General features: G+C 69.7%; 15 protein-coding genes. 7 read left to right on the top strand and 8 right to left on the bottom strand.

Annotated features, from left to right (window positions below; translation table 11 throughout):
• Positions 1-178: 178 nt before the first annotated feature.
• Positions 179-1,711, bottom strand: a complete 1,533-nt coding sequence (locus OIE13_RS27525; RefSeq protein ID WP_326828904.1) for a M28 family metallopeptidase — start codon at positions 1,709-1,711, stop codon at positions 179-181.
• 240 nt (positions 1,712-1,951) lie between these two features.
• Here OIE13_RS27525 and OIE13_RS27520 point away from each other — a divergent pair, with 240 nt between their 5' ends.
• Positions 1,952-2,137: a PspC domain-containing protein gene (locus OIE13_RS27520; RefSeq protein WP_326635164.1), complete on the top strand. Its 186-nt coding sequence runs from the start codon at positions 1,952-1,954 to the stop codon at positions 2,135-2,137.
• Between the two features lie 15 nt (positions 2,138-2,152).
• Positions 2,153-2,791: a lipoyl(octanoyl) transferase LipB gene (lipB, locus tag OIE13_RS27515; RefSeq protein WP_326635166.1), complete on the top strand. Its 639-nt coding sequence runs from the start codon at positions 2,153-2,155 to the stop codon at positions 2,789-2,791.
• Positions 2,792-2,838: 47 nt separating this feature from the next.
• Here lipB and OIE13_RS27510 read toward each other — a convergent pair whose 3' ends face one another.
• From OIE13_RS27510 to OIE13_RS27495, 4 genes are read right to left on the bottom strand one after another with little or no spacing between them, the layout of a single operon-like run.
• The gene (locus OIE13_RS27510; protein ID WP_326635167.1) at positions 2,839-3,156 is read right to left on the bottom strand and encodes a hypothetical protein; all 318 of its coding nucleotides are present in this window, start codon (positions 3,154-3,156) and stop codon (positions 2,839-2,841) included.
• Positions 3,157-3,168: 12 nt separating this feature from the next.
• On the bottom strand, positions 3,169-3,540 hold the full coding sequence (locus OIE13_RS27505) for an amino acid permease (protein ID WP_326828903.1): 372 nt from the start codon (positions 3,538-3,540) through the stop codon (positions 3,169-3,171).
• On the bottom strand, positions 3,537-3,992 hold the full coding sequence (locus tag OIE13_RS27500; protein ID WP_326635172.1) for an amino acid permease: 456 nt from the start codon (positions 3,990-3,992) through the stop codon (positions 3,537-3,539). Before OIE13_RS27500 ends, OIE13_RS27505 begins: the two co-directional genes overlap by 4 nt.
• 10 nt (positions 3,993-4,002) lie before the next feature.
• Entirely contained in the window at positions 4,003-4,941 is a 939-nt protein-coding gene (locus OIE13_RS27495; RefSeq protein WP_326635174.1) for a phosphotransferase, read from the bottom strand.
• Between OIE13_RS27495 and OIE13_RS27490 the strand changes: the two genes are divergently transcribed.
• Complete coding sequence (locus OIE13_RS27490; protein WP_326635176.1) at positions 4,861-7,692, top strand: GcvT family protein; 2,832 nt, start codon at positions 4,861-4,863, stop codon at positions 7,690-7,692. The genes OIE13_RS27495 and OIE13_RS27490 overlap by 81 nt on opposite strands.
• Before the next feature lie 245 nt (positions 7,693-7,937).
• On the opposite strand, the gene OIE13_RS27485 is transcribed toward OIE13_RS27490, so the two are convergent.
• A complete protein-coding gene (locus OIE13_RS27485; protein ID WP_326828902.1) occupies positions 7,938-8,126 on the bottom strand; it encodes a hypothetical protein in 189 nt (62 codons plus the stop codon).
• A gap of 315 nt (positions 8,127-8,441) precedes the next feature.
• Here OIE13_RS27485 and OIE13_RS27480 point away from each other — a divergent pair, with 315 nt between their 5' ends.
• On the top strand, positions 8,442-8,924 hold the full coding sequence (locus OIE13_RS27480) for a MarR family winged helix-turn-helix transcriptional regulator (RefSeq protein WP_326828901.1): 483 nt from the start codon (positions 8,442-8,444) through the stop codon (positions 8,922-8,924).
• Positions 8,925-8,961: 37 nt separating this feature from the next.
• Here the strand turns inward: OIE13_RS27480 and OIE13_RS27475 are convergent, their stop codons facing one another.
• Positions 8,962-9,246 (bottom strand): YiaA/YiaB family inner membrane protein, encoded by a 285-nt coding sequence (locus OIE13_RS27475; RefSeq protein ID WP_326635182.1) that lies wholly within the window; start codon positions 9,244-9,246, stop codon positions 8,962-8,964.
• Positions 9,247-9,532: 286 nt separating this feature from the next.
• Here OIE13_RS27475 and OIE13_RS27470 point away from each other — a divergent pair, with 286 nt between their 5' ends.
• Positions 9,533-10,090 (top strand): MFS transporter, encoded by a 558-nt coding sequence (locus OIE13_RS27470; protein ID WP_326828900.1) that lies wholly within the window; start codon positions 9,533-9,535, stop codon positions 10,088-10,090.
• Positions 10,091-10,111: 21 nt separating this feature from the next.
• Here the strand turns inward: OIE13_RS27470 and OIE13_RS27465 are convergent, their stop codons facing one another.
• The gene (locus OIE13_RS27465; RefSeq protein WP_326635185.1) at positions 10,112-10,276 is read right to left on the bottom strand and encodes a hypothetical protein; all 165 of its coding nucleotides are present in this window, start codon (positions 10,274-10,276) and stop codon (positions 10,112-10,114) included.
• Here OIE13_RS27465 and OIE13_RS27460 point away from each other — a divergent pair.
• Positions 10,275-10,874, top strand: a complete 600-nt coding sequence (locus OIE13_RS27460) for a copper chaperone PCu(A)C (protein WP_326828899.1) — start codon at positions 10,275-10,277, stop codon at positions 10,872-10,874. The genes OIE13_RS27465 and OIE13_RS27460 overlap by 2 nt on opposite strands.
• A 22-nt stretch (positions 10,875-10,896) precedes the next feature.
• Positions 10,897-12,111, top strand: coding sequence for a Dyp-type peroxidase (locus OIE13_RS27455; RefSeq protein ID WP_326635188.1), 1,215 nt, complete (start codon positions 10,897-10,899; stop codon positions 12,109-12,111).
• Positions 12,112-12,165: the final 54 nt, after the last annotated feature.

Below are 12,165 nucleotides of genomic sequence, written 5' to 3'. Positions count from 1 at the left end.
CCGACGCCGATGGTGCGGTGAACGCCAGGGGGATGGCCAGGATCGCCGCCATGCCCATGGTCCACAGACTGCGCATCATGCTCTTCGGGTTTGAGGGTGTGGGGGTCCCCCGAGCGGCGCGCACCTGCGGTGGGTGCGCGCCGTACAGCGTGGTGGTGCGCTTTGCTGGACTTTGCCGTTAGCGGGCCGCGCCCTCGGGAGCCGTCGCGGTCTGCGCCGCGGTCCTGGCGAGCGTCGCGGCGTTGCGGTCGGGGATGCCCGTCAGGTCGTAGGCGAAGAACGCGGTGGCGTAGCCGACGGCCTTGGCGTTGCGTTCGAGCGCGGCGGCGTCGATGTTGTCGATGCCGTCGCAGGCGGCGTGGTAGCAGGGGTCGTAGGCGACGCCGGCGGTCCCGCCGAACTTGGCGGCCTGCTCGGCGGTCTTGAGGACCTCGGCGCCGCTGAAGATGCCTCCGGCCGGGATGTCGTTGGCGATGAAAGCGCCGTAGTCGGAGCGGCCGGTGAAGTCGGTGCCCTCGAAGGGCAGGCCGCGCTTGCCGTAGAACCTCTCCAGGCGCTTCTCGATCTCGGCCGATCCCGTCGGACCGGCGGGGGCGCCCTCGGCGTCGGAGTCGTCACCGTCGTACAGGAAGGTGCCGCCGTTCGGCGAGCCGATCATGTCGAAGTTCAGGTAGAGCCTGATCTTGTCCCGCTCGGATTGGGACAGGCCCGCGACGTACTGCTCGGAGCCGAGCAGGCCCAGTTCCTCGGCACCCCACCAGGCGAAGCGGAGCTTGTACTTGGTCGGCACCTTGGCCAGCCTCAGCGCGGTCTCCAGGACGGCGGCGCTGCCGGAGCCGTTGTCGTTGATGCCGGGGCCCTCGGGAACGCCGTCCAGGTGCGCGCCGACCGCCACGATCTCGCCGGACTTGCCCCAGCGGGAGTCGGCGATCAGGTTCTTGGTACGGCCGACCGTGGTCTTGGCGTCCACCTTCAGGCGGACCGTGGTGTTCGGGGCGGCGGCCAGGTCCAGGCCGACGGCCGTGCTCGCCATCACGATGGGGAAGCCGAAGCGCCACTCGATGATGTCGAAGAGGAGCGGGTCGGTACGGCCGGGCTGGCCCTCGTTGAAGAAGATCACACCGGCCGCGCCGGCCGCCTTGGCGTTGGTGGCCTTGTCGATGAACGGGCAGGTGCCGCGCTGGATCAGAGCGATCCGGCCAGGGACGAACCCGGCGAAGTCAGCGGCCTCGCAACCCGCGTTCGAGGTGTTCGCGTTCGGCGGCGGCGGGATGATCGCGTCGACGACCTGGATCTGGGCGGTGACGTCGCCCGGGTTGGAGGAGATCACCGTCACGAAGTCGGCCGGGTTGGCGTAGGTCTTCGCCTCGGGGGCCGTCTTCTGGAGGATCGACGGGCTGAACTCCTCCCAGTTGATCGGGAATTCGACGTCGGTCGTGGAGGTCTTGTATCCGGCCTTGTGCAGCTTGTCCTGCACGTAGGCCAGAGAGGCGTCGTAGCCGGGTGTGCCGGCCGCCCGGTTGCCGCCGTTGGCGGTCGCGATCTGCTGGAACTTGTCCAGGTGCTTCTTGACGTTGTCGCCCTTGATCTGCGTCGCGAACACGTTGGCGAGGACGTCTGGGACGCTGGGGGCCGTTGTGGTAGCGCTCGCCGGTGCGGTGAAGGCGAGGAGGAGGGCGATGGCCGTGACCAGGGTGGCGGTCTGGACCATGCTGCGTCGTAACCTCAGGCGCATAACGCTCCTAGGGGTGGAACGGAGGGGGATTCCCTATTAGGTACATGGCGGAACGTACCGTTATCGACCGCGTTCGCCTAGATATGTTGACGCCGAGTTGTGAGAAAAGTTATCAAGCCCGACCCTGTCAGGGTTTTCTCAGGGGTACCTCGGGAACGTGGCGGTTCCGGTCGTTCGTTTGACGGGACGAGGAACACCGATTCGGGGAGAGGCACTGTGTACCGTTCGAGAAACCACAAGATAATCGCCGGGGTCTGCGGCGGGATCGCGGAGAGTCTCAACATGCCGCCCACCCTTGTCCGGGTGCTGTGGCTGCTGCTCTCGCTCATTCCCGGGCCGCTCTGGATCGTCTACGTGCTCATGTGGATCTTCGTACCCAAGGCGCCGGCAGCTCGCTACTGAAAATAAGCTGGGGGTATGAGGCAACGCCCCCTGTCACTGATCCAGGACGACCTGGTCGACTACGAGAAGGCGATGGAGCGGATGACCGACATGGTCGGTCAACGGCAGCGCGACGAGCGCTCCGACACGCTCTGGCTGCTCAGCCACCCGCAGGTGTACACCGTGGGCAGGCGAACCCTTGAGCAGCACCTGCCGGATCCGGCTCACGGCATCCCGGTCGTGAGCACGGGTCGCGGCGGCCAGCTCACCTACCACGGCCCCGGCCAGCTGGTCGGATACCTGGTCGTCAAGCTCGGCGAGGACGAGGGGATCGTCGACTACGTCCGAGAGGTCGAGCTGAGGCTGGTCGGCGCGCTCGGCGCGCTGGGAGTCGCGGCCGAGCGCCGCGACACCCCGCCGGGCTCGGAACTGCTGACCGGCGTGTGGACCGTCGAGACGGGACGCAAGATCGTTTCGATCGGCATGCGGCAGAGCCGTGGCGTCACCAGCCACGGGTTCTCCCTCAACGTCGACGGCGACCTGACCCCGTGGGGCTGGGCGGTGGCCTGCGGCATGCCCGAGGTCGACATGACCTCGATGTGGCGGGAGGCCCCCGCCGCCACGGCCACGGAGCGGGTCCGGGCCGCGGTGGCGGAGGCGTTCGAGGCGAGCTGACCGCCTTTCCGACGCCCGGGTGGCCCGGGCGTCGGAAAGTGGGCCGGTCAGCCGATCGGTTCCTTGCCGGCAGGGTCGACCGTAGCCTCCAGGCCGGGCTCGTCGACGGTGCGGCGCGGGCCGGTGAACCAGTGCCTGGCCGACAGCATCCACCACAGGCCCACGCCCAGCACCATCACGCCGACCACGATCGGTGCGTAGTTCACCGCGGCCGGTGTGAAGTCGTCACTGAACGGCACGGCCGCCGGGACCAGCGGCATGATGAAGTAGATCGAGACGATGACGATCTCGACGATGGCGATCCAGCACATGACCCGGTACTTCGATCCCAGCGTCCAGGGCCCCGGCTCGAACCGGTCGCCCATCCGCAGCCGGAGTCAGATCGGGATCGCGAAGGCGATGTAGAGGCCGATGACCGCCACCGAGACGACCGCGTAGAAGGCCAGCGGCAACCCGCCGGGGGCCTCGTACAACGCGGGCAGGGTGAGGATCAGCGCGGCCGCGCAGCCGAAGACGATCGCGTTGACCGGGGTCCTGTTGCGGTCCACCTTCGACCACAGGCGCCAGCCGGGGACGGCGCCGTCCCGGGAGAACGCGTAGGTCATCCGGGACATCGAGGTCACGCAGCTCATCCCGCAGAAGAACTGGCCGATGGTGGAGATCGCGAAGATCGCCGTGGCCAGGTTGCCGGGGAGCGCGCTGGTGAAGATGGCGCCGACGAAGCCACCCGCCTCGTTGACCGCGTTCACGTCGGTGGCCGCGAACAGGAAGGCCAGCCGGGGAAGAACCGGTTGAGGGTGATGTTCAGGAAGGTCGCGCAGCCGTAGTCGACCGAGGCCGTCACGGCGATCAGGCCGATGAGGTTGAACCAGCCGGTGAACCAGCCGTGGACGGGCCTGCCCATCTTCGCGGCCCACCAGTAGATGCCGCCGGCGGTCGGGTAGGCCGACACCAGCTCCGACATGCACAGCCCGATGATCAGGATGAAGATCGAGATCAGTGGCCATCCCCACGAGATGGCGATGGGGCCGCCGTTGTTCCAGGCCTGGCCGAACGTGGTGAAGCAGCCGGCCAGGATGGAGATGATCGAGAAGGAGATGGCGAAGTTGGAGAAGCCGCTCCAGGTTCTGGAGAGCTCCTGTTTGTAACCGAGTTCGGCGAGTCGCCTCGCGTCCTCGTCGACCGACGTTGGCTTGGTCAATTCAAGCCTCCTAGCGTGGTGGTGCGGGGGGTGAAAATCCGGTGCTCGCGCCCCGGACGTCATCGACGAGCCGCCCGAACGCCGGGTCGTCCAGGTCTCGTACGGCCTGTGAGAACTTGTCGGCAGCCTCGGCCTCGTAGTCGAAGTCGGCGTCGGCGGCCCGCTCCTTCAGCAGCCCGTGGTGCACGGCGAACCAGAGTGTCCAGGTGAGATTGGACATGATCAGGTTGAGCCGGACCCTGGAGGCGAGCCGCCGGTCGTCGGTGCCGAAGTAGGCGCGGGCCAGCCGAGTGGTCAGGTCCGGGTCGTAGTCCGCCTCGGCGGCGATGTCGCCCAGCTCGAAGGCCGGGTCGTTGTTCCCGGAGAGCTGGTAGTCGACGATCCTGACCTCGGTGCCGCAGCGGATGAAGTTCTCCGGCAGCAGGTCGTTGTGGCACGGCACCTTGGGCAGCGGATCGGCGGCCAGCGCCCGCTCGATCTCCGCCACTGTGACAAGACGGTCCTGGTAGCCGTCGGGTGTGCTCAGTTCGTGGGTACGGCAGAGGGCGAGGAACTCGTCGAGCTTGCGGAAGACGGAGAAGTCGTTGACGAATCGGGGCCCGGCGTGCAGCCGGCGGCAGGCCGCCGCGATGGGGCCGGGGAGCGTCCGTACGGTGTGCGCGTCCAGGGTGACGCCGTCGAGATACTCCAGCACCAGCGCGCCGGGCAGCCGATACAGCACTCTGGGGCCGACCCCCGCGTCCGCCGCGTGGACGGTGTTGGCGATCTCCTGGTCGAGCGGTATGCCCAGGCCGGCGGCCGACACCCGGGGATCGAGCACCCGCAGCAGCCAGCGCTGCCCGTCGGCGGTGTCCAGCCTGGCGATCCGATGGCTGAGCCCACCCTTGATCGGTGTCTCGGTCACGGGTTGTCCGGCCCATTTGCGGACGTCCCCCAGAGGATCTGGCATGCCGCTCTCCTTTGGCCTACCTTCAGACCATTGATCCGATTCTGCGGACGAGGTGTTACAGAGGGGTTGCGGACTTTGAAACTTCCCAGCTCTGCGCGGGCCGTTGTGATCGGTGGCGGGGTGGCCGGGTGCAGCGTGGCCTATCATCTGGCAAGACTTGGCTGGACCGAGGTGATACTCGTCGAACGACACGAGCTCACCGAGGGGACCACCTGGCACTCGGCCGGGTTCGTGGGCCAGCTCCGCTCCACCGTCACCCAGACCAAAATGATCATGTATTCGGCCGGTCTCTATCCCGAACTGGCGGAGCTCACCGGCCTGGACCCGGGATGGCACGGGGTCGGCGGTCTCCGCCTGGCGACCACGCCCGAGCGGGTGGAGGAGTCCCTGCGCCTGGCCGGGGCCGGGGAGACCTACGGGCTGGGTCTGGAGGTGCTCTCCGGTGCCGAGGCCGGGGAGATGTTCCCGCTGCTCGACGCCGACGACGTGCGGGCCGCGCTCTGGCTGCCCGGGGACGGCTGGCTGGACCCGGCGCTGCTGGCCAGGGCGCTGGCGGCCGGGGCGCGGAAGCTGGGCGTGCGGATTCTCACCGGGACCCGCGTGGTGGGGCTCGACGTGGCAGGCGGGGCGATCACCGGTGTACGGCTCGCTTCGGGTGCGGAGGGCGCGGAGGGTGCGGAGGACTTCGAGGAGTGGTCGGTCCTGGCGGAGACCGTGGTCGTCGCGGCGGGTGCGGCCAGCGGGCGGGTCGGGCGGCTGGCCGGTGTGGACATCCCGGTGGTGCCGATCAAACACCAATATGTGGTCACCGAGCCTTTCGGGGTTCCTTCCTCCATGCCCACGGTGCGGGATCCGGATAACATTGTCTATTTCCGGGAAGAAAGTGGTGGGATTCTGGTCGGCGGGTATATCCGAAACCCGGAGATCTGGGACACGGCTGCCCCGCTTGAGGAGCCTCGAACCGTCTTTCCCCCTGATATGCCGAAATTTCAGGAATCGTGGGGGTCGGCGGTGCGGCGGGTCCCCGCCCTGGCCCGTACTGAGATCACGAAGGTCGTCCACGGCCCCGAGGCGTTCACCCCCGACGGCGAGTTCCTTCTCGGCGAGACCCCGGTCCGCGGGCTGTGGACGGCGGCCGGGTTCTGCGTCCACGGCCTGGCCGCGGCGGGCGGCGTGGGCAAGGTCATGGCCGAGTGGATCGTGGACGGCTCGCCCGAGTACGACGTGTTCGGCATGGACCTGCGACGCTTCGGGGCCCACGCCCGTTCCGCGTCGTGGAACCGTGCCAAGGCCCTGGACTCCTATTCGAAGTACTACGACATCGTCTACCCGGGCGAGGAGCGCTCCGCCGCCAGACCGCTCCGCCGCTCTCCCGCCTGGGTACGGCACGTCGAGCTCGGGGCGGTGTTCGGTGAGAAGGCCGGCTGGGAGCGGGTGAACTGGTTCGAGTCCAACGCCCGCCCGGACGCGGAGCCCGACCGGGATCCTCCCCTGGACAGCCGGGGTACCGACGCGAACGGCCGGGGTTCCGGTGAGAACGGCCGGGGTTCCGGTGCGAGCGGCCAGGGTCTCCGCCCCGGCGGGTGGGCGGGCAGGATCTGGTCACCGGCCGTCCGTGAGGAGTGCCTGGCCACCCGCGACGCCGCGGGCCTGTTCGACCAGACCTCGTTCTCCAAGCTGGAGGTGGCGGGACCCGGGGCACTGGAAGGGCTGCAGCGGGCGTGCGCCGGGCAGCTCGACAGGCCGGTGGGCTCGATCGTCTACACCCAGCTCCTCAACGCGCGCGGCGGCGTCGAGGCCGACCTGACCGTCACCCGCCTGGCCGACGACCGCTTCCGGCTGGTCACCGGCACCGCCTTCGGCGTCCACGACGCCGCCTGGCTCCGTGGCCGGGGCCTCGACGTCCGTGACGTCACCTCGGCACATGCCTGCTACTGCTTGTGGGGCCCACGAGCGCTCGACATCCTCGGCTCCGTCTCCGGCGACGACCTGACCTTCGGCTACCTGGGGGCCAGGGAGATCAGCGTCGGAAACGTCCCGGTGCTGGCTCAGCGGGTGACGTTCGTGGGCGAGTTCGGCTGGGAGCTGTACTGCCCTTCGGAGTACGGGCTGACGCTCTGGGACACGCTGATGGAGGCGGGAACGCCGCATGGCATGCGCCCGGCCGGCTACCGCGCGATCGACTCGATGCGCCTGGAGAAGGGCTACCGCGCCTGGGGCCTGGACCTCACCCCGGAGACCACCCCGTACGAGGCCGGTCTGGGCTTCGCGGTCGCTCGCGACAAGGACTTCCTTGGCCGCGCCGCGCTCGACGCCGCACGCCACCCCGCCGACGACCGTCCCGCACCGGTGCGCCCGGTGCGGGACGGGCAGGGGGTGTCAAGCGCACCGGACGCGCTGGACGTACAGGGCGCGCTGGACCCACGAAGCACGCTGGACGTACAGGGCACGCAGGGTACGGGTGCCGGAGCGCCCGCGCGGCGCCTGTTCTGCCTGGTCCTGGACGACCCCCGTCAGGTCTGCCTCGGCGGCGAGCCGGTCCGCTCCGGCGGCCTGCCCGCCTCGCGGGTGACCAGCGGCGGGTACGGGCACCGCGTCGACCGCTCGATCGCCTACGCCTACCTGCCCGAGGGCACCGCCCCGGGTGACCACGTCGAGGTCGGCGTCACCGGCACCTGGGTGGGCGCCGTCGTCACCGCGGAGCCCCTTTACGACCCGTCCTCGGAGCGAGTCCGGCGCCTGCCCTCCTGACCTCGCCGGGAGGCGCTCCGCGCTGAAATCCGCCTCCCGGCGGATACGGGTGGGGCGTCACTCCAGGTATGGACCCCTGTTCTGGAGCCCTGCGTCGATACGGTGTCGCAGGGCCGGGTGGATGGGGTGGTCGTCCAGATCGGCGGGGGTGACCATGGCTCCCACGAGCACTGGGATCAGCCGTGAAACACCTCAAGGGGGTTATGCGTTCCCAAGGTGAGAGAGTGGAACGCGTCTGGACACACCTATGGCGGGGACGACCGCCCGTGCCGGGCCGGCTCCAGGCCCATGGCGAGGCCCACGACGAGGTTCGCGGCGAGGCCCATGGCGAGGCCCATGGTGAGGCCCGCGACGAGGTTCGCGGCGAGGCCCATGGCGAGGCCCATGGTGAGGCCCGCGACGAGGCTCACGCCGATCAGGCAGCGCCTGATCATCTCTTCACCGTACCGGCACCGCCAGGTCGGCGGACGGTGCGGATTCGACGGCGGCGCTCGGCTCCGATCATCCTGAGCACGCCGATCGCGATGGACGACATGCGCCTCAGGACTTCTGCGGGTACGTCTCCCGCGAGGCGCGGCGGGCTGTTCCCCACGCTGTCTCCTCCGGCTGGAGCGCCGTTTCCATGGGCCGTGGTGGAGCGCCGTTTCCATGGGCCGTGGTGGAGCGCCGGATGGCGGGCGGCTAGGTTGGATCTGCTCGTACCATTTATCTCACGAGCTAAACTTCTTGCAGGCTAAGGAGAATGTGCGATGGAAGGCAAGTCCAACCCCGGGGCCTCGCCGCTGGATGTCCTGACCCGGATGGATCGGCTGGTCGCGTTGAGCATGGTCGGGCAGCACACGCTCGCCGAGCGCCTCGGCATCAACGTCACGGACCTGACATGTCTCGGCTTCATTCTCGGCGCGAAGGAGGAGGCGCTCACCGCGGGGCGCCTCGCCGAACTGGCCGGTATCACCACCGGAGCCGTCACCGGGGTGGTCAACCGCCTGGAGAGCGCGGGCTACGCCCGGCGCGTTCCCGACCCCCACGACCGCCGTCGCATCCGGATCGTCCCGGAGGGGGACCCGGCCACCCGCATCGTGGCGGCGTACGAACCCGCCTATCGGCGGCTCGTCGAGCTCTTCGAGAGCTACCGCCCGGACGAACTGGCCGCCATCTCCGACTGGCTCACCCGCGCCGCCGACGCCATGCGGATCTCGCTGGCCGAGATCCGCGAGTCTCCGGCGCCCTGAGGCCACGCGATCGAGGGGCCTCGAAGTCGCCCGGCGGTCAGTCGTTTCTGAAGGGGTCGTGCTCCGCCAGCAGCTTGTCCAGCCTGGCCTGGTCGACGCGGCTGACGACCGTGGCCTCCTCGCTGCGGTCCCGGACGCACTTGGCGAGAGTGAACGTCGACGTCACCACGTAGAGCAGCCCGATGCCTATGAAGGACCGGACCCAGGTGGTCACGGGCAGGTAGGCGATACCGATCACCATGGCCGTCACCGACAGCCCGAACGAGATGACGGCCTGCAGGTAGAAAGCGGGGGTCGTGGTGTTCTTCACCGGTCGTGTCATGCGTCCATCGTCCAGAGAAGCCGTCTCGCGGGCCTGAGTGCGGCTACTTAGTTACTCGTGAGTACAACGGTTGTGGTTCCGGACGTCCCGAGGTTCTGGACGTCCTGGACGTCCCGTGGTCCTGGACGTCCCGTGGTTCCGGACGTCCCGAGGTCCCGGACACCTGTCGTCCTGGCGCGCGTCGCGGTTCGAGGCGGGATCAGGCGGGCCGGGACGGGAGGTGCGAGCCCTCCGGCGGGCCTCCGAACCGCGCACCGCCGGGGTGGCGTGGGAGGATTAGCACATCATGCCCGCGACCTGGCCCTTCCGCATCGCCCGCGCCGCCGCCTTCGCCGCGGTCTGCCTGGGGCTGAGCGTGATGGCACACGTCCTCGCGGGCGGCTCGGTCTCCGCGCCGAGCGCGGCCGCCGCCCTGGCCCTCGCCTTCGGCGCGGCCCTCGCCACCTCGGGGCGCGAACGTACGCTGGCGGTGATCCTGCCGCTGCTGGCGAGCGTGCAGGCCGGTGTGCACGTGCTGTTCTCCCTCGCGCACGCCACATCACCCGTCGAGATGATCGGGCATGCCCACACGGGGCTGCTGCCGGGACTGGGCATGCTGGTGACGCACGGGTGGGCCGCCGGTCTGACCGCGCTCTGGCTGGCGCGTGGCGAGGCGGCACTCTGGGCGCTGCTACGACGGCTCGGCGCACGGCTGGGCCGCGTGCTCGTCGTGCTCGTGACCCCGGCGTACGTGTCCTTCCTCACCCCACCCGCGGTCGAGCCGGGCGCCCTCCGCTCCGCCGTGCTGCGCCACGTTCTCAGCCGGCGTGGCCCTCCCCGGACCGTCACCGCCATCTCCGGCTGACCACCCAGGTCACCCGGGGAATCACCCGTTCCCGAGCCCGCACGCGCGGGCCTGCGCCGATGCCGCCGTCCGGCTGCTCGGCGGACCGAACCAGTGTGACAGTCCAGGCTGCCTGTCCGGCATGGCCATCGAGCGGCGTTCGGCCGCGGCCTGCCGGTCGGCCGGCCAGAAGAAAGGCAGCAACATGTCCGTTCGTCGTATCGCCCCTGCCGGAATCCTGATCGCGGCCGTGGTGGCCCTGGGCGGGTGCGGCTCCCAGGACACCACCGCTCCGGCGGCGGTCCCGGCTGCGGTCCCGGGTTCCGGGGCACCCGTCGCCGCTCCCGCGTTGACGATCACCGACCCGTGGGTGAAGACCGCCGGGAAAGGGATGAGCGCCGCCTTCGGCACCCTGGTCAACAACACGGACGCCGAGGTGACGGTCGTCTCCGCCGCCTCGCCGCTGTCGCCGAAGGTGGAGCTGCACGAGGTCGTCGACTCCGCGGGAAAGATGATCATGCGGCCCAAGGAGGGTGGGATCGTGATTCCGCCGGGGGGAACCCATCGGCTCCAGCCCGGCGGTGACCACATCATGCTGATGGGCGTCACCGAAGCGGTGAAGCCCGGTGCGGAGATCCCCTTCACCCTCAGTCTCAAGGACGGCAAGACCCTGGAGTTCACCGCGGTCGGCAAGGACTTCGCCGGAGGCCAGGAGAACTACCAGCCCGGCACGGACTCGGAGGGCCACAAGGGCATGGACCCGGAGGGCCACAAGGGCATGGACATGGGCGAGAGCCGCGGCTGATCGGGAAGATGGAGTAGAACTCATGCAGAACCCCCGAATCAGCCGTAGGGGACTGCTCGCGGGGGGCGCCGTCACCGCGGCCGGTGCCCTCGCCGCGTGCGCTCCCGACCAGGCTGTTCCCCCGGCCGCTCCCCGGACCGCTCCGGCCGTCCCCGTCACCGGTGGTTCCGCGACGGAACCCTTCGACGGGGTCCACCAGGCGGGGATCGCGACCATGCCGCAGACCTACGGGGTGTTCGTCGGCCTTGACCTGCTGCCGGGCACCGATCGCGAGGCGCTGGTGCGGATGATGCGGCTGCTCACCGACGACGCCCGGCGGCTGACCCAGGGCAGGCCCGCCCTGGCCGACACCGAGCCCGAGCTGGCCCTGCTGCCCGCCAGGCTGACCGTGACCTTCGGATTCGGCCCCGGCCTCTTCGCGGCGGCCGGGCTGGCCGACCGCCGGCCGAAGACCGTGGAGCCGCTGCCCGCCTTCACCGTCGACAGGCTCAAAAAGGAGTGGAGCGGCGGGGACCTGCTGCTGCAGATCTGCGCCGACGACGCCCTCGCCCTCGCCCACGCCCTGCGCATGGTCGTCAAGGACGCCCGCTCCTTCGCCAAGGTGCGCTGGACCCAGCGGGGCTTCCGGCGTGCCGCGGGCACCCACGCGGCCGGGGAGACCCAGCGCAACGTCATGGGCCAGCTCGACGGGACCGTCAACCTCAAGCCCGGCACGCCTGAGTTCGACCGGGCCGTGTGGGTGAGCGAGGGGCCGTCGTGGCTGCGCGGCGGCACCACGCTGGTGCTGCGGCGCATCCGGGCGGAGATGGAGACCTGGGATGCCGTCGACCGGGTCGCCAAGGAGTTCACCGTGGGCCGCCGCCTGGACAACGGCGCCCCGCTCACCGGGCGCGACGAGCACGACATGGCGGACTTCACCAAGCTCAACGCGATCGGTTTCCCGGTCATCTCCGAGCAGGCGCACATCCGCCGTGCCCACGTCGCCGATCCGGGAATGCGGATCCTGCGCCGGGTCTACAACTACGACGAGGGGCTCACCCCGGACGGGCACGCCGACTCCGGGCTGCTGTTCGCCTCCTACCAGGCCGACATCGCCCGGCAGTTCATCCCCATCCAGCGCAGGCTGGACGAGGCCGATCTGCTCAACGAGTGGACGACCCCGATCGGCTCGGCGGTCTTCGCCGTCCCGCCCGGCTGCTCCCCGGGCGGCTGGATCGGAGACACCCTCCTCACCTGACCGAATCCGTACGGTAAAACACGGCCCCGAATGCCCTCCCCTCCCCGAGACGCG

The sequence above is a fragment of the Streptosporangium sp. NBC_01810 genome (assembly GCF_035917355.1).
In the GTDB taxonomy this organism is placed as follows: Bacteria; Actinomycetota; Actinomycetes; order Streptosporangiales; family Streptosporangiaceae; genus Streptosporangium.
Note: the sequence above shows the minus strand (reverse complement) of the source record. Positions and strands in the feature narration are given on the sequence as shown.

Coding starts and splice junctions, on each gene's coding strand:
- OIE13_RS27525 (WP_326828904.1), bottom strand. CDS start 1,711: ATGGTCCAGACCGCCACCCTGGTCACGGCCATCGCCCTCCTCCTCGCC.
- OIE13_RS27480 (WP_326828901.1), top strand. CDS start 8,442: ATGGAAGGCAAGTCCAACCCCGGGGCCTCGCCGCTGGATGTCCTGACC.
- OIE13_RS27460 (WP_326828899.1), top strand. CDS start 10,275: ATGTCCGTTCGTCGTATCGCCCCTGCCGGAATCCTGATCGCGGCCGTG.
- OIE13_RS27475 (WP_326635182.1), bottom strand. CDS start 9,246: ATGACACGACCGGTGAAGAACACCACGACCCCCGCTTTCTACCTGCAG.
- OIE13_RS27510 (WP_326635167.1), bottom strand. CDS start 3,156: ATGGGCGACCGGTTCGAGCCGGGGCCCTGGACGCTGGGATCGAAGTAC.
- OIE13_RS27470 (WP_326828900.1), top strand. CDS start 9,533: ATGCCCGCGACCTGGCCCTTCCGCATCGCCCGCGCCGCCGCCTTCGCC.
- OIE13_RS27495 (WP_326635174.1), bottom strand. CDS start 4,941: ATGCCAGATCCTCTGGGGGACGTCCGCAAATGGGCCGGACAACCCGTG.
- OIE13_RS27485 (WP_326828902.1), bottom strand. CDS start 8,126: ATGATCAGGCGCTGCCTGATCGGCGTGAGCCTCGTCGCGGGCCTCACC.
- OIE13_RS27490 (WP_326635176.1), top strand. CDS start 4,861: ATGGCTGAGCCCACCCTTGATCGGTGTCTCGGTCACGGGTTGTCCGGC.
- OIE13_RS27465 (WP_326635185.1), bottom strand. CDS start 10,276: ATGTTGCTGCCTTTCTTCTGGCCGGCCGACCGGCAGGCCGCGGCCGAA.
- lipB (WP_326635166.1), top strand. CDS start 2,153: ATGAGGCAACGCCCCCTGTCACTGATCCAGGACGACCTGGTCGACTAC.
- OIE13_RS27455 (WP_326635188.1), top strand. CDS start 10,897: ATGCAGAACCCCCGAATCAGCCGTAGGGGACTGCTCGCGGGGGGCGCC.